The 19,187-nt window shown below is 36.8% G+C and carries 18 protein-coding genes; 4 read left to right on the plus strand and 14 right to left on the minus strand.

Going from position 1 to position 19,187, the window contains the following annotated elements; all coding sequences use genetic code 11:
- Positions 1-67: 67 nt before the first annotated feature.
- The 6 genes from NV377_RS08450 to NV377_RS08475 form a co-directional block, all read right to left on the minus strand.
- Positions 68-1,030, minus strand: coding sequence for a zf-HC2 domain-containing protein (locus tag NV377_RS08450; RefSeq protein ID WP_258200761.1), 963 nt, complete (start codon positions 1,028-1,030; stop codon positions 68-70).
- A complete protein-coding gene (locus NV377_RS08455; protein ID WP_258200762.1) occupies positions 1,027-1,512 on the minus strand; it encodes an RNA polymerase sigma factor in 486 nt (161 codons plus the stop codon). The genes NV377_RS08450 and NV377_RS08455 overlap by 4 nt, the downstream gene beginning before the upstream one ends.
- Positions 1,513-1,664: 152 nt before the next feature.
- Positions 1,665-2,813, minus strand: coding sequence for a phosphotransferase (locus NV377_RS08460; protein WP_258200763.1), 1,149 nt, complete (start codon positions 2,811-2,813; stop codon positions 1,665-1,667).
- 186 nt (positions 2,814-2,999) lie between these two features.
- Positions 3,000-3,455, minus strand: coding sequence for a HEAT repeat domain-containing protein (locus NV377_RS08465; RefSeq protein ID WP_258200764.1), 456 nt, complete (start codon positions 3,453-3,455; stop codon positions 3,000-3,002).
- Positions 3,456-3,769: 314 nt separating this feature from the next.
- Positions 3,770-4,786, minus strand: coding sequence for an SDR family oxidoreductase (locus NV377_RS08470; RefSeq protein ID WP_258200765.1), 1,017 nt, complete (start codon positions 4,784-4,786; stop codon positions 3,770-3,772).
- 126 nt (positions 4,787-4,912) lie between these two features.
- The gene (locus tag NV377_RS08475) at positions 4,913-5,764 is read right to left on the minus strand and encodes a pentapeptide repeat-containing protein (RefSeq protein WP_258200766.1); all 852 of its coding nucleotides are present in this window, start codon (positions 5,762-5,764) and stop codon (positions 4,913-4,915) included.
- A 380-nt stretch (positions 5,765-6,144) separates the two neighbouring features.
- Here NV377_RS08475 and NV377_RS08480 point away from each other — a divergent pair, with 380 nt between their 5' ends.
- Both NV377_RS08480 and NV377_RS08485 read left to right on the plus strand, forming a co-directional pair.
- A complete protein-coding gene (locus NV377_RS08480) occupies positions 6,145-9,576 on the plus strand; it encodes a galactose-binding domain-containing protein (protein ID WP_258200767.1) in 3,432 nt (1,143 codons plus the stop codon).
- Between the two features lie 187 nt (positions 9,577-9,763).
- On the plus strand, positions 9,764-10,108 hold the full coding sequence (locus NV377_RS08485) for a winged helix-turn-helix transcriptional regulator (RefSeq protein ID WP_258200768.1): 345 nt from the start codon (positions 9,764-9,766) through the stop codon (positions 10,106-10,108).
- Between the two features lie 98 nt (positions 10,109-10,206).
- Here the strand turns inward: NV377_RS08485 and NV377_RS08490 are convergent, their stop codons facing one another.
- The 3 genes from NV377_RS08490 to NV377_RS08500 all read right to left on the minus strand — a co-directional run bounded on the left by NV377_RS08490 (position 10,207) and on the right by NV377_RS08500 (position 11,412).
- A complete protein-coding gene (locus NV377_RS08490) occupies positions 10,207-10,737 on the minus strand; it encodes an NAD(P)H-dependent oxidoreductase (RefSeq protein ID WP_258200769.1) in 531 nt (176 codons plus the stop codon).
- 166 nt (positions 10,738-10,903) lie between these two features.
- Positions 10,904-11,206, minus strand: coding sequence for a hypothetical protein (locus NV377_RS08495; RefSeq protein ID WP_258200770.1), 303 nt, complete (start codon positions 11,204-11,206; stop codon positions 10,904-10,906).
- Between the two features lie 5 nt (positions 11,207-11,211).
- A complete protein-coding gene (locus NV377_RS08500; protein ID WP_258200771.1) occupies positions 11,212-11,412 on the minus strand; it encodes a helix-turn-helix transcriptional regulator in 201 nt (66 codons plus the stop codon).
- Positions 11,413-11,766: 354 nt separating this feature from the next.
- On the opposite strand from NV377_RS08500, the gene NV377_RS08505 reads away from it, so the two are divergent.
- Positions 11,767-12,213, plus strand: coding sequence for an OsmC family protein (locus NV377_RS08505; protein WP_258200772.1), 447 nt, complete (start codon positions 11,767-11,769; stop codon positions 12,211-12,213).
- Between the two features lie 128 nt (positions 12,214-12,341).
- Here NV377_RS08505 and NV377_RS08510 read toward each other — a convergent pair whose 3' ends face one another.
- Complete coding sequence (locus NV377_RS08510; RefSeq protein WP_258200773.1) at positions 12,342-13,193, minus strand: phosphotransferase family protein; 852 nt, start codon at positions 13,191-13,193, stop codon at positions 12,342-12,344.
- A gap of 162 nt (positions 13,194-13,355) precedes the next feature.
- Between NV377_RS08510 and NV377_RS08515 the strand changes: the two genes are divergently transcribed.
- Positions 13,356-14,270, plus strand: coding sequence for a class I SAM-dependent methyltransferase (locus NV377_RS08515; protein WP_258200774.1), 915 nt, complete (start codon positions 13,356-13,358; stop codon positions 14,268-14,270).
- Positions 14,271-14,317: 47 nt separating this feature from the next.
- Here NV377_RS08515 and NV377_RS08520 read toward each other — a convergent pair whose 3' ends face one another.
- The 4 genes from NV377_RS08520 to NV377_RS08535 form a co-directional block, all read right to left on the minus strand.
- Positions 14,318-15,421: a glycoside hydrolase family 88/105 protein gene (locus tag NV377_RS08520; RefSeq protein ID WP_258200775.1), complete on the minus strand. Its 1,104-nt coding sequence runs from the start codon at positions 15,419-15,421 to the stop codon at positions 14,318-14,320.
- Positions 15,422-15,443: 22 nt separating this feature from the next.
- Positions 15,444-16,319: a carbohydrate ABC transporter permease gene (locus tag NV377_RS08525; RefSeq protein ID WP_258200776.1), complete on the minus strand. Its 876-nt coding sequence runs from the start codon at positions 16,317-16,319 to the stop codon at positions 15,444-15,446.
- A gap of 22 nt (positions 16,320-16,341) precedes the next feature.
- On the minus strand, positions 16,342-17,295 hold the full coding sequence (locus tag NV377_RS08530) for an ABC transporter permease (protein ID WP_258201154.1): 954 nt from the start codon (positions 17,293-17,295) through the stop codon (positions 16,342-16,344).
- Positions 17,296-17,405: 110 nt separating this feature from the next.
- Complete coding sequence (locus NV377_RS08535; RefSeq protein WP_258200777.1) at positions 17,406-18,959, minus strand: extracellular solute-binding protein; 1,554 nt, start codon at positions 18,957-18,959, stop codon at positions 17,406-17,408.
- Positions 18,960-19,187: the final 228 nt, after the last annotated feature.

A 19,187-nucleotide genomic window follows, 5' to 3' on the forward strand; every position in this document is an offset into this window, starting at 1 on the left:
CAATGATAGGGGGAATTTGTCATCTCTATGTTTATTTAACGTTAAAGTTAAGTAAAGGCTAGTAAATTTAGTCAAATATATTGAATGCTTGAAAGAAACTAGATAACTTAGGCGACGTTTGCTTCGAATCATGGAACCCACCACCAATATGGAACTGACCAGCATTGTTACCGAATATATCGATGCCTCCAAACTCTTTAGTATCCTCTCCATTTGAGATAGAGATATTATAGTTATACTGTGTTAGATCATCGTCTCTGTGAGTATTATCAGACCGTATTTTATGACCTTTCAAACGATAGCCGAGCTGCTCCCAATCTTTCATATTATCTAAGAAATTAGCTTTACTAATCGAATAGAATTTATCATAAGTCATATCTACATATGGAGATTGCTCATAAAATTCTTTTATACGTATGTTCTCTTTCTGTGCTTCAATAATCCAATTATCAAACTTTTCTTCAGCTATCCTTATTTCACCATTTGTATAATAAGAAAGTGCTTCTTCAACCACTAATTGGAACTCTTCTTTGGATATCGTTGCCGTTTTGGATTCTTCCATTCTCTTCTGAATATCATCATAATAGAATTTCACATCAATATAAGAAAATGCTTTTTCATATTGTTCATTCTCCAGAGCTTTCATCATTCTGCTAGCACTATAATAATCATACATATTGGTATAACTTAGTCCCTCTCCCCGATACTGATTCCAACCAATAGAAATAAGTGGTATGAGTAATACCGTTATAAGAACAGTCAATTTCCATTTTCGTGTTATTCGTTTCATTACCTTTCTAGCTGCATTGTCTCGCATCTTCTGTTGCTCTTCCTGACTATTATAATCTGGTTCCCCATCAGAATCATTGAAATCAGCAACCGTTAGATGTTGATTCATAGCAGCATATCTCTTGCTACAATTCGGACATTCATGTAAATGTTCATCTACTAAAGATTTACTCTCTTCTGAACATATCCCATCAATATATAAGGGGAGTAGATCATAGATAATATTACAATTTGTTTTCATTGCTGTTCCTCCATTTCATTGATAATACGTTCCTTAGCTCGATAATATGTAATTTTTGCCCATGACTCTGACTTGCCAAACAGAGCTGAAATTTCCCTAAATTTCAGTTCACCAAATATTTTAAGTGTAAAAACTTCTTTGTATGGATCCGGTAGTCCATGTAAAATCTGATGTAATACAATAGCTTGCTCTTTATGCATTAATTGAACTGTGAAGTCGTCTGAACAGTCTGTATCATGTTCAGATATAGCTACAGTAGTTCGTTTGTTCTTTTTACTTTCATTGAAATATATATTTTTAGCAATCTGACATAGCCAGCCATAGAGTGAACTTTCTCCTCTGAAGTTATTAATTTGACGAAATGCTCTATAGAAAGTTTCTTGAGTAATCTCCTCTGCCATATTCTCGTTCCGTGTGAGTGTTAACAAAAAACGATATACCCCGGGTGCATATTCGTTATAGACGTCCGAGAAATCTTCCAAATCTTCACCTCTTCTCCTAAGCCCTTTGATCGCGTCTTATATTAGACAACGATATTGCAAAAAAGACACAAGATACACTGAATTTTTTTATTGAATTATTAACAAAAAAATACAGAACAAGCGAAGCGTGCCCTCACTATGTTCTGTATTTCTTAATGGGTTATCCTTTCAAATAAGTTCTCTTTCAAATTTTCAGCTTCATAAGCCATTGCCATCTGTATGATTATTATTTCTCGTAGTTGTGCTACGCTGTCTTGTAATTGTTGATTAAGTTTATCACTCTGTAGTTGAGCTGCTAAAGTAAAGTACTTTGGTACCTCCCATACACTTCGCAATGCAGTCCCAATACAATAACCATATCTAGCTTGTTGTTCATTACCTTGCCAACCCATATCGTGTAATCCATTAATATAAGCTTCATATAAATTTTCTTGAAATATATTATATTTCTCTGTTGGAATGATTCCTTGACTCATATTCACACCGAACATCTTAGCTAAATCTTCACCTACACCAGAGATACTCATAAATTGCCAATCTATAAGCACTAATTCATCTTCTAGTTGTCTATTTTCAACTATAAACATATTCATTTGACTCATATCTTGATGTGCTAGTACACGTGGCAATTTTTCGAGATAGAATAAGTTGCGTTCGATTTCATTACTAAAAGTTTGGTACCAATCCCATATATTACGTTCTTCATCATTAAGTAAGGAGTTCGAATAATCCTCCAGGCTCGGAGCATACATTCTACTTGCTGTTATCCATGATCTTAACCAATTTCTACATATCCATTCTTGATTAGGTATTTCCTTCGTCGTTAAATAATCCCCATTAAAACGACCTAGTTGCCTGGCAATATAGTCAAAATGCTCACTTTTCTCAGCGTATCTTCCGATTACTCGTTCCATCCACATCCAAATCGTATTATCTTGCTGCTCCTCAATAAGATAGCACTTTGGCGCTCGAATAGAGTTAGGAAGATCATCTAGTAGCTTTGATTCATATACCAATGCTTCTCTTTGCCAATAATTATGATGTGTGCTCTCTTCTTTCTCTAAACTATCAGCCTTTATTATTTTCAAAATGATTGACCAAGGCATTTGCTCACCCTCAACAATTACAACGCCATGTAGATGATAAATTCCTGCTGTTGTGAAATTTAGAGTGGTATAACCAATATCATCACAAGTTGCAGCTTTGATTGCTATTCTTTCACTATTAAAAATTTGTTGAAGACAGCTATTTAGTTGCTGTAGTTTATTTTCTATTAGTATTTTTGTATTGTTTTTGAACAAAAGTTCTACCCCCAAACACGAATTAACACTTCATATGCATTGTAAATTTATAAATTAGATTACTGATTACTCTTTCAATTATACATAAATTTGGTAATAAGATGAATGAATTGTATTCCTATAACAACACAAAAAAGAGCATGGATATTATCCATGCTCCCCTCTATGTCTTACCTAACGAAACAATTACCTTCTTTTACTAGTAGTTGTTTCCCACATATCTTTAAGCCAAGCGTCAAAGCCTTCGCCTTTATCGCCTTCGTAAGTATCATAAATATCTACACGAGTTTTTTGTAGCTTTTCTTTAAACTCTTCGAATGTATGACCATCAGGTAAACTCTTCTTAATTCTTAGCAAAATCTTACGAAGATTTTTAAATAGCTCACCTTTGTTTTTAGCTGGCATTTGTACATCTTCGCCCATTTTTTTCAGCGTGCGGAATGCAGCTTCACGAACTTGAGATACTTGATCGCCTGTCATAACATGTTGTAAAACTTTAATTGTCTCATCGGAGTTCCAACCGGCCAATTCATTAACAGCATTCAAACGATCTTTCCAGTTAGCAGTACGATTAACTGCTTTCTTAAGCTCTTCAAAATTTTCCGGAAGCTCACTTACAGCCTCATAGTTTTTATTATTCAAAATTCAATCTCCTTAATCATCGCCGCTATGGCATAATGATGAATTACATACTAGTGATTTCTATTATAACACGAACCGAACTATTCTTCTCATACTTGTTGAATCTCTATAGAAAAACCTATAATTCGCCACTATCTTTGAAATTTTGGCATATCAATTATTAATTATAATAGACATAATTTATTATAAAAATACTGCATGACAGAGACTAATTAACTTCAAAAATTAAGATTCCGCTACAGATCATTTTATTGTATTCGTTTCCAATAAAAAAGTGTGCCGCATTCAGCACACTTTCCGATATTTATTATGACCTAGCTGTTTTTTATCGACTCCGTAGCAGTATTCAAAGCGCCAATAATTTTATCGCACCAACTATCGAATTCTAAGTCTTCCGTCTGATGCTCAGGATGAGCTAATATATATTCAATCGTTTGCTTAATCCCTTGATCTAATCGGGTTGTTGCAACAAACTCAGGAACAAGTCTCTTAAGCTTAGAATTATCAAAAACGACAGAATTAGCCTTATCGCCTAATAATCCACCAGTAAAATCATCATCACATGCTGCCAAAAATTGTGATGAAACGTGGACGCTATTTAGCTTCACACCAAGCGCATCAGCAATGATTTCATAGATTTGATTCCATGTGACTGATTCATCTGACGTAATATGTACAGACTCTCCGATAGCATGAATATTACCCATTAACCCAATAAAACCTTTTGCAAAATCTCTATTATGCGTCATCGTCCATAGAGAAGTACCATCACCATGAATAATGACTGGCTTATTCTCAAGCATACGCTTAGCAACCTGCCATGATCCTTTTCTACCATGTACTCCTAGTGGAATCGAGCGTTCATCATACGTATGACTTGGTCTAATAATCGTAATGGGGAAACCATTGTCACGATACTGCTTGATCAAATATTCTTCACAAGCAATTTTATTACGCGAGTATTCCCAGTAAGGATTGGATAATGGCGTACCCTCAGTAATTCTATAATCAGATAGTGGTGTCTGATAAGCAGACGCTGAGCTAATAAATATAAACTGTTTTGTTTTACCGTTAAATAAGCGATAATCTCTTTCCAATTGTGTTGGTTCAAATGCTATAAAATCAGTAACAACATCAAACTCTAAATGCTCAATGAGCTTTGATACTTGCTCTTCATTATTAATATCCGCTTGAATAACATTAACACCTACTGGCAAATCATTATTACGGTTCCCACGATTCAGTAAATATAACTCATGTCCTTGTTCTAATAATTGTTTTGTAATTGCCGAACTAATCGTACCTGTTCCTCCAATAAATAGAGCTTTCATCTATCCACCTCCAAAGTATTTTCAACCCATTATCATTGCTTTATTACACTCTTACGTTATCATGTATGCGTTATCAAAACAACACGTAAAAGCTATCTATCACTATTCGGCGATCGATAGACATATTTAATCTAACCAATGATCTGGAATTGTTAGAGCAGATGGCAATTGAGTTTCACTATTACCATTAGCGGAATTGACTTGTGCTTGCGTAAGAAAGATACTGCCTATAAGATTAGCCCCGCTTAGATCTGCGTCTCTTAAGTCTGCACCAATCAAATCTGCTTTTCTCATATCAGCTTGTCTAAGATCCGCAGCAATAAATAGTACTCCTCTTAAATTACTACCTTTAAGATTAGCTCCTTTTAGCTTTGCACCAATACAATCTCTTCCTCTAATATTTTTACTATGCTTGCTATTGTGGGTGCCTATTTTGACTTTAGCGCGTACTAGTTCACTCGTTTGTAACAGTAAGTCATTAACAAATGCTCTATGAGTCGGTACATGGAGTTCTAGGAGTGTTAACGTATTGAGGTTTGTAAGTCTTTCAGTTTCTACTATAGCCTTTTGTACTTCCGCATAAATAGGCTTTGCATCCTGTAAGCTAAGCGATTCTGTTAAGTAATAAAGCATTTCATGCAGTTGTTGCATAATAGGTAATAGATCGAACATTTCCTTTGCTAACTCTGGGTTATCTCGCCAACTCTTACCGTTATAAGTCATTTGAGAAACTTTCTGACCTGCTCCAAAACATTCATATACTGTACAGCCTCTTAAGCCACTACTTCTTAATTTTTGGTGGATACCACAACGATAATCCGCTTGAAGATTTTTACAAGGTGACCCACTATCTTTATCAAAAGCAAAATCAGCTGACTTTGCATAAGGTAACGCTACACAGCATAAACCAAAACATTGCTGACAATCTGCAAGATATTGGTTTTGATTATTGCTGTTAATTAGTAATTGCTGAGTCACAATAATCTACTCTCCCTTTTCTATCATCTGTCATAATTAATATTACCATTTAAAAGAAATGTTGGGAAAGTTCGAGTAGAAGCAACTCCTTTCACTTATCCAGATAACCCTTCATACTTTGTTTGATTTTTATTTGCTATATAATAATATTACACATGATATTCGTAGTATTACATCTTCAGAAAGTTGGTTAACTGATTTATGCTAGGGATATAAATAGTTTCCAAATTTTAAACTAATTGGAAACTCATATTGTTAATAGATTTGTAGAATTAGAGATATCACTTGATTATGGAGGTGGATAACAGAACGAATAATTTCAGTGAGCAAAAATGTAAGCGTATTAATTCGTGGTAAACTATCTGACTAGGAGGTTTTTTATGTTCTCAAAAAGGGAATTATTAAAAAGAAATCCGTATGTCATCTTGTTTCTATCATTAGTTGTATTGTTATCACAAATTGCATTGTATCCATCATCATCATCAGCTGCAGGAGGGGCTAATCTAGCTCTAGGCAAGATTGTTACAGCTAGTGGATTCGCCGATGTATATGGAGCCAGCAATGTCAACGACAATAACCACAGCACATATTGGGAAAGTACAAACAACGCATTTCCACAGTGGGTACAAATCGACCTAGGAAGTAGCAAAAGTATTGATCAAATTGCACTGAAGCTGCCAACAGGTTGGGAAACACGTACTCAAACATTAGTGGTACAAGGTAGCTCAGATGGCTCCACATATTTTGACATTATTAATTCTGCTACCTATACGTTCAATCCTTCCATAAATAACAATACAGTCACGATCGACTTTTCAGCAACTAACACACGCTTCGTTCTTCTGAATATGACAGCTAACACAGGTTGGCCAGCTGCACAACTTTCCGAATTCGAAATCTATGGTGCTACGATAATACCAACACCCACACCAGACCCTACACCAACTCCAACAGCAACGCCAACACCTACACCAAACCCTACTCCAACACCTACACCAACAATAACACCAACACCTACGCCTCCAACTGGTTCTAACTTAGCTATTGGTAAGTCAATCACATCCAACTCTACTGCTCATATTTTCGCAGCTACGAACGGCAACGATGGCAGTACAGCAACATACTGGGAAGGCGCTAGTAATCCAAGTCAGTTAACTGTTGATCTTGGAGCTAATCATAACATTACATCCATTGTTGTGAAGTTGAATCCCTCTAGTGCATGGGCTACTCGCTCACAAACTATTCAAGTACTAGGCAACACTCAGAACTCAGCATCCTTCACAAACCTTCTTTCCGCACAATCCTATACTTTTAATCCTACAACAGGTAACTCTGTAACAATTCCAGTTGTAGCTACTGCGAAAGAAGTTCGATTGAACATTACAACTAACTCAGGTGCTCCTGCAGGACAAGTGGCTGAGTTCGAAATATACGGAACTCCTGCGCCGAATCCAGACCTAACAATTACAGCATTAACTTGGACACCGACATCTCCGATTGAAACAGATAACATTACACTAAATGCAACTGTTCAAAATATCGGGAATGTTAACTCTCCTGCTAGCACAGTCAATTTCTATCTAGGTAATGATCTTGTAGGATCTGCTCCAGTATCTGCATTAATTGCTGGCGCTTCAACAACTGTTCAATTAAATATAGGGAAGAAAAATGCTGGATCATATGCTACTGTCGCCAAAGTTAATGAAACCAAATTAATTGTTGAGCAGAACACCAATAATAACAGCTACACTAGTGCGACTTCGTTAATTGTCACTCCAGTTCTTAGTTCCGATTTGATAACAACGACTTCATGGAATCCGAGTAATCCTAGCTTTGGCGATACGGTAACATTTACGGTAAATCTTAAAAATCAAGGAAATTCTTCTTCTGCAAGTGGAGCTCACGCCATCACTCTACTTCTTCAAGATACTGCAGGTACAACGATCAAAACGTTTAATGGAACTTACAATGGCGTATTAGCTGTAGGTCAATCTGTCAATGTCAATATGGGAACATGGCCAGCCATTAATGGTAGTTACTCTGTAACAGCTACCGTTGCAGCTGATGCTAACGAAGTAAGTATTAAGCAAGCAAACAATTCAAGTACGTCCAGTCTTTATTCAGGTCGCGGTGCTAATATGCCGTTTACTATTATTGAAGCAGAATCAGTCTCTAATACTACGAATGGAACACGATTAACTCCTAATTTCAAACCTGGTGACTTTGCCGGTGAAGCTTCTGGACGTTCCGCGGTTCATCTTGATGCAACAGGTGAATATGTAGAGTTCACGCTCACTTCTCCTGCTAATGCCTTCGTGCTTCGTAACGCTGTTGCTGATAATACGACAGGAACGGTTAGTATTTATGCTGATGGTGTAAGTAAAGGTAAATTTAACGTAACCTCTAAGTTCTCTTATGTTTATGCGACACCAAGTACACTTGGTCGATTAGGTTATGACAATAGTCCTGGGGCAGGCTTAACGGCTTACTGGCTCTATGAAGATTCACAGTTAATGCTTGATCAAGTATATCCAGTAGGAACGAAAATCAAAATTCAAAAAGATGCAGGAGATGTATCGTCAATCTACTTAGATATGATTGAAACGGAAAATGTTGCTCCTCCAGTATCCAATCCAGACCCAAGTAAATATATTGAAGTTTCTGCTACAAAATCTATTGAGCAAGCGCTTAATGAATTCAGACAAGACAATACGAAAAAAGGTATCTTTATCCCTGCTGGTGAGTGGACAATTAACAGCAAAATTTTCTTGTATGGACGCTCAACTGAAATCATCGGTGCTGGTCCTTGGCATACCAAATTAGTCGCACCGCAAAATCAATCGAATACGGATGTCGGTTTTAATATTGGTTCTACTGCTAACGGTTCGACGATTAAAGATCTATCTGCATGGGGTAACTATATTTACAGAACAGATGGTCCTGGTAAATTCATCGATGGTAATGGCATGCAAGATGTAACCGTTCAAAACGTTTGGGTAGAGCATTTCATCTGCTTATATTGGGGAGTCAACTCATCTTATAATACATTCAAAGACAACCGTATCAAGAACACATTCGCAGATGGAATTAATATGACAAACGGTTCATCTTACAATGTCATTGATAACAACTATTCTAGAGGTGCTGGAGATGATGCTTTCGCTATATTCAGTGCAGTTGATTCTGGTGGGTCCTACAATGTCGGTAATAAGTACATCAATCTTACGGCGACTAATGTAAGACGTGCTGCGGCTTTTGCCGTATACGGAGGCTCAGATAATCTTTTTCAAAATCTTTATGGGGCTGATACATTAACTTACCCTGGGATTACAATTAGTAGCTTGAGTTTCGGCTACAACACATTAGGATTTGGTGATAAGGATACAGTAATTGACGGAGTTACATTAGATCGAACAGGTGGAGATTTCTGGACTAGTGTCGGCGCAGATGACAAAATTAATGAATATCAAAACTTTGGAGCGATCTGGTTCTTCGGTGGAGATAGAACGTTCAAAAATATTTTAGTGAAAAATGTAGACATTAATAATCCTGTATACTTTGGCTTAATGTTCCAAACAAAATCTCCAGAGAATCTTGCTATGCAAAACGTTCGTGTAGAGAACGTCAACATTAACAATCCATCACGTTATGGTATCAAACTTGTAGTTAGAGGTGAACAAGGTCAAGGACCAGCTGTTGGAGAAGCAAGCTTTACGAATGTGAAGATAAATAATGCTGGTGTTGCTCCTATTTACGGACAAAGTGGAAGTCCAAACTTTACAGTTACTAAAGTATCAGGAAACAACTGGTAATACTCCTTCGTTAATAGATAAGAGCTTACTTGGGGTAACAAGTAAGCTCTTTTTTGTATTGAATGGATTGTCAATCCAAATGAGACTGTTCATTCGTGAAGTATCACTTTACCTAGTTTCAGAAATACTATAGCATATCTAATATGATTATTTATTTCATATCCCTGTCTAAAGGAGAATCTAGCTTATGAGTGAAAGCTGTGTTCCTACTGGTGTAATGCTAAAAGATACTGGTTTTGGATATACATTGTCTATCATAGGCGGTAAATACAAAATGATAATTTTGTATTGGCTGTCTGAAAATAAAATTATGCGGCATAATGAGCTAAAGCGAAGTATCGGCACAATTCCCTTTAAAACGCTAAGCATCATGTTAAAAGAGTTGGAGGCAGATGGTGTTATCATCCGCAAGGAATTCCCCCAAATACCGCCAAAGGTTGAATATTCATTATCTGAGCTTGGGCTTTCTCTCATTCCATTGTTAGATATAATGTGTGAGTGGGGAGAACATCATAGTCCACAAACTGTTTAGGCTAAACAACAGCAGATATTGGTATTTTGTTAAAAACAAGAGGAGTATTTCCTTGAACTAGAAAATACTTCTCTCTATTAATTAAATAAAGCTGCCTATTATAAGTTGTCAATAAAATTCAAATAATCTTTCACGCTTTTTTCTATTTGATTTGCAGGTGTTTCATGTTCTGTTCCATATAACGCAAAGAACGAACGATAATCTGCATTGCAGTATAGGAACGTAGCTTCAAATGGAGATAATAACTGCTCTAGTGTATAACGATATTTTCCTTCTTGGGTATAATCCTCCTCTTTTATTCCAACAGAGACTGCTAAACCGATTTTACGATTCTTTAATTTATCTCCTCCATTTGATCCATATGCCCAACCATAAGACAAAACATCGTCAAGCCATTTTTTAAGAATCGGCGGACAGTTAAACCAATATATTGGAAACTGCAAAATAAGGTGATCATGTGATTCAATTAATCTCTGCTCTTTTTCCACATCAATGTTTCCGTCAGGATAACTTTGATATAATTCGTGTACAGTATACTTTTCAGGATATTTTTTGAGTTCGTCTATCCACCGCTTATTAATAATGGATTTTTCTATGCTTGGATGTGTAACGACAATAAGAGTTTTCAATGACTTAGCCTCCATAAATATTATTTATTTATAGAGTATAAGACGAGCACTATTAATTGAAAAGTATGCACTTTTATTACAGGTACTTACTTAAAGGTTAGTATCAATGAAGGTAATCACTACTTCCACCTTACTTTTTCGTCGATTTATAATACCGGTTACCCTACTAATATTTATGATTATAGTAAAAGGTTGATAATGCCCATCCCGCCATATGAATCAATAAAAGAATCCCAAGTGTAGCTACGGTAGAAATCTGTGCTCCTACTATGTGCAATGTAAATAAGAAGCAAATAGCTCCTAAAGTGATCTTCCAAGAAGTACTTTGCGATTTATTTGAAATGACTTGAAACCTTTCATCAATGCCTCTGTTCATGAGTGCTTTTTTACGCCCCCACCATAATCCAATAACACCAAATGCAATACCGACAAACATACCTAGCAAGCCAACCATCTGTTCCATATTCATAGTTTCTACCTTCCTTCTTCATAAATAAAAACATCTTCAATCGTACATCGAAAGACTATAGCAATTTTGAAAGCTAATTCTAACGACGGATTGTACCGACCACTTTCAATTGAAATAATAGTTTGCCTAGAAACACCAATTTTTTCAGAAAGATTCTCTTGCGTCCAACCATTTGCAGCTCTTAGTTCTTTCATACGATGCTTCATCTTACTCCTGCCCTTCATGTAAAGCTAACTTTACGTAAAGGATACTTTACTTTTAAATACATTGTCAAGAATAATTTACATTTTTTATAACATTATTTAAAATCAAAAAAACATGAACCCTTATCTATGCGGGATTCATGTTATGGATATTTGGAGTCGTTATGTCTGCTTTAACATAGGGTAATCAACATAAGGGGTTCAGTCAGGACAATGAACTCGGAAAGCTCTTTATTTATTACGAAAGATATTGACAGGTTTTAACTAAAATTATACAATACTCATAAAACATAGTGGAATAGTATGAATTTGATTAAATAATCAATAATTAACTATTTCATCAAAGGAGAATTTGATATGGCTGCTGTTACTACATTTAAAGCGACTGCTCAATTACAAGATGGGGTCAAAGTTAAAACTACTTCTCGACAATTTGAGCTTATAATTGACGAGCCAAAAAGTCTAGGCGGAACAGATACAGGCATGAATCCAGTCGAAGCACTACTTGCTTCTCTAGGAGCTTGCCAAGCTATTGTTGCTAGAGTTTATGCTCCTAAGTTTGGTGTAAATCTAGAAGATTTCAAAGTGGACGTTGAAGGCGAACTAGATCTAGATGGTTTCTTTAATAAATCTGAGGTTAGACCAGGCTACTCAGATATCCGCTATACATTTACTATCAAAACTGATTCTCCAAAAGAAAAAGTAGATGAATTTGTACAATTTTTGGAGAGCAAGTGCCCTGTCGGAGATACAATTGCAAATCCAGTTAATCTTAAGTTAGCAAACATCATTATCGAAAATTAATTCCGTATCAAAACCTTGAAAGCACTTACTATATAATGACTCATAAAGTTATGCAGATTCTACGTAGGGCGTGAGTTCCGGATTTAATCCGGCTCATGCCCTTTTACTTTGTCTGATTACGTTATTAACTAATGGGATAGTCTTCTTCTAATTTCGTCAACAAGTAAATTCTTTTCCTCTTCACCTATTCCATCAGCTGATAATTTTCGTGCAGCAATAGGTGCAATCCAAGAGTCTACTTCATCATAAGTAATACCTGATAATCTTGTATATTCATCGATAAATATTTTGATTATTGACTCTCGGATTGTATTAACATATTCCACCGCATTGTCTGGTAGATAGGATGGCAGAATTGCAAATCTTATCATAATTATGTATTCAGCTAGATCTGCCTCTGGGTTACCTATCGTGGCATTCATCCAATCAATCATTATAGCTTTGCCGTCTCTAATCATGATATTCCCTAAATTAGGATCGCCATGACATAGTTGCTGTTTACTAGGTAGACTATCTAATAAGGCGAAGATTTCTGCCTTCTCAACAGATGTTAAATGATCAACCCAACTTATTGACTTCTTTATCGTTTCTTTTTGAGAAGGCACACTTAAATTGGATTTAGAATGAATCTCACTTAAAATTTGTGCAGTTATTCGGACGTCATCATAATTATCATCTTCTGTAACTTCTGCTTCCGTAGATGCTCTTTTCAAAGCATTTTGTACAAAGCGTTTCATCAACGTGTCCCCATATATTCGTTCAAAAACAATTCCTGGACGACCATCGATCTCCAAAATTTCAAATGGTTGTGGAACAGATAACCCATTATCCCAAGCTATTAGATTGTGATGGTACTCTCTTTTCATAGCGTTTATATCTGTATTCGCTCTTGCTAATTTAATTATTTTACTGGAATTTTCCCACTCAAAAACTTCAGAACAACCACCCTCACCAATTTTTTCACCAATCAATATATTCATTTAGAAACCCTCCCATTATGCCGGTGACAAAAACATTTGTAAATATGTCTAAATTGTGAATCTTATCAATTTTTCGCATATATTATACCATAAATTTACAATAAAATCAAGTGTTGTTTCATTTACTGTCCTCATGCTACAACTTAAATGAGGTGATAGAAAATGGAAAATAAGAGTTTAACTGCGTTGGTCAGTGCATTCTCAAGAGCGTATCACGCTGAGAATAATGGGATCAAAATTTTTGATGATCAAATTGCTAGACAGCTATTAACGGATGAAGAATATGCGAATATTTCCAGCAATATGTCCCAAGCAATAGCTTTCTTTCAGCCAGAATTTGTTGGTTCAAAGGAGCAAGCGCTACGTAGTATAGTTGATCAGCAATTATCTCCTTCTCCAATTGGTAGAGCTGCTTTTGCAGAGCAGGCACTTGAGCTTGCAACCACGCTCGGCGCCAGACAATATCTCATTTTTGCCGCAGGGTATGATACCTTCGCTTATCGTCAGCCGAAATGGGCAACAAATTTGCAAATTTTTGAAATCGATCATCCTTTTACTGCAGCCGACAAATGCAGACGTGTATTGAGTTTAGATATGAATGCCCCCTCAAATCTACACTGTATTTCAGCCGACTTTCACGAAACTGATTGGCAGAACCTTGTACTAGCCTGTCCCGCTTTTAACCCGAGTTTAATCAGTTTTAGCAGCTTGCTCGGAATAAGCTATTATTTACCTAAGGATGTATTTAAATATTTCTTGTCTACTATTGCTTCGTTGCTTCCGAGCGGGAGCAGCATCGTCTTTGATTATCCTGATGAACATACATTTACCTCTCAAGCAGGTGAACGGACACAAAAGCAGGTAATGATGGCTGCTCGAGCAGGCGAGCCCATGCAAGCAAGCTATTGCTACGATGAGTTGGAGCAAATGTTAGCGTCGGTTAATTTCCTTATCTATCGGCATTTGACTCCTGCTGAAATTACTACAGAGTTGTTTCAAACTTACAATGAAAATCAGCCTGCACACAAAATAACGGCATTTGATAATGTGAATTATTGCTTGGCTGTTAAATCCTAAGCGCAATAAAAACAAGCCAGTCAGGGTGAAACTCTGACTGGCTTGTTTTATTTTGATATATGTGACTGGATTTTCTCCATTTCAACTGAAGCTAATATAAATGCACCTACACCATGCAAATCATTTTCGCTCGTAGGCCTAGTTACATAATTTTGATAATCACCTGCTGAAGTTCCTATACAAATCTTAGGGAGTATAAAGCGCTCGTCAAACTCAATCGTGTCCAACAATCCCTGATATCCTCTACTGGCGGCGTCCAATAATACTTCCCCCACAAGTTCTCTTTGATAAGCTTTAGCAATCGCATATACAAATAGGCATGTACCAGAAGTTTCTAGCCAATTATCCGGTTGGTCACCTTTATCAACGACTTGATACCATAGTCCCGTTGCTCTATCCTGATATGGCAATAATGCCTCTACGAATTGTAATAGCACCGTTTCCCATTCCTTCACTCGTGAATCCGTTACAGGTAACTCGTCTAGAAATTGGCTAATAGCAAGGCCATACCATCCTAAAGAGCGAGCCCAAAACTCAGGAGAACAGCCTGTTTCTTCATTTGCCCATACCATTTGTTTACTTTCATCCCACGCATGATAGAGCAAGCCAGTCTTCTCATCACGCATATGTCTTCGCATCAATTGCTCCTGCAATAGGACCATATCTCTAAGCTCCGGCTCAGCAAATGCGTTGGCATATTTCAGTGCAAACACTCCACCCATATATAATCCGTCTAGCCACATATTATATGGATATTTATCCTTATGCCAGAACCCACCTTCACTCGTCTTGTTTAAGGTTTCAAATAGATAGCGAAGTTTTTGCGCTGCTTTTTCATAACGACCATCCTTGGGATATTGCTCCGCTAAACGAAACAGTAACAATCCTGGCTGAATCGCATCAAGCTCATCTCTCGCAAAATAAAGATTGCCTTCTTCATCGATCAACTGATCAACATAGCGTTTAATATATTGTTCATAGCCCTCTTTCCCTGTAAGAGAAAGAACCTGCTCCATTCCACATAGAAATACTCCCTGATGATAATGCCAGCGATGAGCTGGCGGCAGTTCTTCTGGTATATAATCCTTCATCAAAGATTGACATGCCGACTCTGCCCAATCAAGCGGAGACCAATTCAATTGTCTTTCCATGATAACCTCCTAAAACTTTTTATTAACCTTTAATAGAACCAAGCATTGCACCCTTAGCAAAATGCTTTTGTAAGAATGGATATACACAAAGGATAGGTAAGGTGGATACAACAATAACAGCCATCTTCACCGTTTGCTCTGGTGGAGGCACCGATGCATCTAGATCTGAACTAAACTCTAGCCCACTGGCTAACACTACGATTTGCCGAAGTAATACTTGTATTGGCCATTTGGCATCATCATTCAAGTACAAAATAGCACTTAAATACGTATTCCAGTAGGTAACTGCATAGAACAAAGATAAGGTTGCGATTGCAGGCATAGATAATGGTAGTACGATTCGAAATAGAATACCAAAATCACTACACCCATCAATTTTAGCCGATTCCTCTAGACCTTCAGGAATATTCTGAAAGAAGTTTTTTAATATAATTAGATTAAATGCACTTATCGCAGAAGGAATGATTAATGCCATATATTTATCGATTAAACCTAGCTCTTTTACTACAAGGAAAGTAGGAATTAATCCACCACTAAATAGCATTGTAAATACAACCATAAACATAATATATTTGCGACCATCTAAGTCTCGTCGAGCTAGTCCATACGCCATTAAAGCTGTAATCAACATACTGAATAGCGTACCAAATAAGGTCACCCCTATCGAAACTCCCATTGCATTAAAAATGGTATCCGTCGAGAAGATAAATCGGTAGGCGTCAAAGCTCCATTCCGTAGGTATTAGTATAAATCGTTTTACCGCTAATTCTGCACTCGTTGTAAATGAACCAGCCAATACATGCAGAAATGGCAGCACAGTTAGTAACGCAATAATAGTTAACAAAGAATAGTTGATAAATGCAAAGATACGCCCATTCAGTGTACGATCCTCAACCATGAGCTTTCCTCCCCATTTGAGATTAATATACGCCTTCCTCGCCCATTTTTTTCGCTAAATAGTTAGCAAGCATAACTAAGATTAAGCCCACTAAAGATTTAAAGAAACCAATGGCTGTACTATAACTGAACTGCCCCTGACGTAAGCCCGCCGTATACACGTAAGTATCTATAATTTCAGCGACTTCGCGATTCATTGAATTTAAGAGCAAATACACATGCTCAAAACCAAGTTCTAGCACATCACCGATTTTCAAGATTAACAATACAATAATAACGCTGCGTATCGCTGGCAAAGTGATATGCCAAACCTGTCTTAGCCTTGATGCGCCATCTATCCGTGCTGCTTCATATAGCCCGGGATCTACAGATGCTATTGCAGCTAAATATATAATCGTCCCCCACCCAGCTTCACGCCAAATTACTTGAAGAATATATACAGGTCTGAACCAACTGTTATTGAGTAGGAAATTGATTTTTTCAAATCCAAAATAGACTAGTAGTTCATTAATAATTCCGCCATCCATCGTAAGCATTACAAAGCTTAAAGATACAATAATAACCCATGATAAAAAATGTGGAAGATATACAAGTGATTGAAATAATCTTTTAAATAACCCAATCCGAACCTCATTTAACATTAAAGCTAAAATAATTGGTACTGGAAAATAAAAAACTAAATTCATCCCGAATAAAATTAACGTGTTATAAAGTATGTTTAAGAAATCTGGCTCTGTAAATAAACGTTTAAAGTGTTCAAATCCAACCCACTCACTACCTAAAAATCCAATGAATGGCTTAAAGTTTTGAAAGGCAATCGCTAATCCAAACATAGGAATGTATTTGAAAATAATAAAATATAAAATTCCAGGTGTTATCATGAGGTACAACCATTTATTTCGCCATAAACGCTTCTTTAGTTCACTGCTCGATCGTGTACCTATAACATGTGTTTCCTCTATCACCGCATCTTGCATCATACTTCTCTCCTTTCCCACGTTGCATTTCGATGGGAAGAGAAGGGCATAGCAATTCTATGCTTAGCCCTTCCAGCTACCCTGCTTATATCTAGTCAGTCTAAGCCAGCTTATTTTTTGTAAGCAGCATTAAACTCATCAATCATTTTTTGACCTCCACGTGCTTTCCATTCTTCAATAGCTGCATTATATCCATCGCGATCAATTGAACCATATATATACTTATATGTTGCGTCCGTAATCAGCTCTTGCAGCTGTGTTGCTTTTTCTGCATACGTGGCAGAATCAAGTGCCGCTGTTGGATCATCAATAGCTACCTTAGCATTTTCGATAATTAATTGTTCTGCTAGAATACGTGCCTCAAGTGTGTTATAAGCCTCTAATCTACCACTCGTTTCTGGTTCTCCAATAACACTATCCTTGAATCCTTTAACTTCACGTTCAGTTAACTCTTTATCATCAGATGGTTTCGCTTCCCCATCCACTACTGTGTAGTGAACATTCTCAATTCCCCAGAACATTAGATTAGATACTTCAGGTGTCATCATTGCATCAAAGAAGGCAAGTATTTTCTTAAGTTCATCTTCATTTTTTATCGCTGTTTTCGGAAACAGTACTACATTGTTATATCCAGGAATCGCCCAAGAAGACACTTTACCATCCGGTCCTTCGATTAGTGCGTGAACACTTGCATTAGCAGTAGGGACATTCTTAACCAAGTCTTTATCTAAAGAATCAATATCTTGCATTGATCCGATATAAGCTCCGGCTTTACCACTTGTAAATAAAGCTACTTGATCCGTTTTACTAGTTGCTGCAAAATCCACGTTCATTAAGTTGTTGTCACGAATCTTCTTCATATAATCCATTGATGCAATGTACTCTTCAGAAGTGAAATCTGGCACTAGCAGTCCATCCTTTTCACCCCAACCATTTGGAGTAGCGAACCACGAAGCAATTGTTTTGAAAGCACCGTAGACTAGATCATTACGATCTGCTAAACCAATCGTATCATCAAGGCCATTTTTGTCTGGATCCTCAGTTGTAAACTTCTCTAGCATTGTAAATAGTTCATCAACTGTTTTAGGTGCTTCTAAACCTAAGTTATCAGCCCAATCCTTACGGTAAATTAGACCTTGTCGAGCTAGTGGACGACCAATATATAAGGAATATTGCTTATCCTCTACCAATGTGTTTTTCATGATTTCTGGTTTCAATTTACCCAAGTTAGGGAATTCCGCTAAATAAGGTCCAATTTCCCAAAACTGTCCATCACGAATTGCTTCTCTCATTTGTAAAAATGTTGCTTGATTTTTTAAATACACGACTTGTGGCAAAGTGCTTGTTGCTAGTGAGGTATTTAATTTCTCCTCATACGTATCTGCAGGGGAAAATTGATATGTTAGTTTTGTGTTTGTTAGTTTTTCAAGCTCATTTTTGATCGTATCTGGTGGTGTTTCAGCAACATTTAGTGGTAGCATGATTGTAATCTCAGTAGGTTTTGCAGGCTCCTCTTCTTTTTTGTTCTCATTTCCCTTACCGTCTGCTGCTTTTGGTGTTGGTGTTGGATCGGAGCTACCTGAGTTGCTTCCTCCACATGCGCTCAATAATAAAGAAAGCGTTAACAAAATGCTTAATACCAAGACTATTGGCTTTTTCTTCATAAATCATGACCTCCATTTTCGATTATAAATTGCTTGAACCTGACTCTTGATTCGCTTAGTTATCGGTAAGCTTCTACACCATATCATCTGAAGATATAGTGCAGAAATAATCATTTGTTCATGCTCAAGCTATTTCATCATGATGTGAGTTAATGATTATAACGCGATATATTGACACTTTAGATCAAACTGTTGATACATCCAGCTAATTAGACAAAAAAGCTGCGG

Source organism: Paenibacillus endoradicis (assembly GCF_024721975.1).

Excerpts from the sequence above, each read along its gene's own strand:
- NV377_RS08450 (WP_258200761.1), bottom strand. The coding sequence starts at position 1,030 with ATGAAAACAAATTGTAATATTATCTATGATCTACTCCCCTTATATATT.
- NV377_RS08470 (WP_258200765.1), bottom strand. The coding sequence starts at position 4,786 with ATGAAAGCTCTATTTATTGGAGGAACAGGTACGATTAGTTCGGCAATT.
- NV377_RS08480 (WP_258200767.1), top strand. The coding sequence starts at position 6,145 with ATGTTCTCAAAAAGGGAATTATTAAAAAGAAATCCGTATGTCATCTTG.
- NV377_RS08485 (WP_258200768.1), top strand. The coding sequence starts at position 9,764 with ATGAGTGAAAGCTGTGTTCCTACTGGTGTAATGCTAAAAGATACTGGT.
- NV377_RS08495 (WP_258200770.1), bottom strand. The coding sequence starts at position 11,206 with ATGAATATGGAACAGATGGTTGGCTTGCTAGGTATGTTTGTCGGTATT.
- NV377_RS08500 (WP_258200771.1), bottom strand. The coding sequence starts at position 11,412 with ATGAAGCATCGTATGAAAGAACTAAGAGCTGCAAATGGTTGGACGCAA.
- NV377_RS08505 (WP_258200772.1), top strand. The coding sequence starts at position 11,767 with ATGGCTGCTGTTACTACATTTAAAGCGACTGCTCAATTACAAGATGGG.
- NV377_RS08510 (WP_258200773.1), bottom strand. The coding sequence starts at position 13,193 with ATGAATATATTGATTGGTGAAAAAATTGGTGAGGGTGGTTGTTCTGAA.
- NV377_RS08515 (WP_258200774.1), top strand. The coding sequence starts at position 13,356 with ATGGAAAATAAGAGTTTAACTGCGTTGGTCAGTGCATTCTCAAGAGCG.
- NV377_RS08520 (WP_258200775.1), bottom strand. The coding sequence starts at position 15,421 with ATGGAAAGACAATTGAATTGGTCTCCGCTTGATTGGGCAGAGTCGGCA.
- NV377_RS08525 (WP_258200776.1), bottom strand. The coding sequence starts at position 16,319 with ATGGTTGAGGATCGTACACTGAATGGGCGTATCTTTGCATTTATCAAC.
- NV377_RS08530 (WP_258201154.1), bottom strand. The coding sequence starts at position 17,295 with ATGCAAGATGCGGTGATAGAGGAAACACATGTTATAGGTACACGATCG.
- NV377_RS08535 (WP_258200777.1), bottom strand. The coding sequence starts at position 18,959 with ATGAAGAAAAAGCCAATAGTCTTGGTATTAAGCATTTTGTTAACGCTT.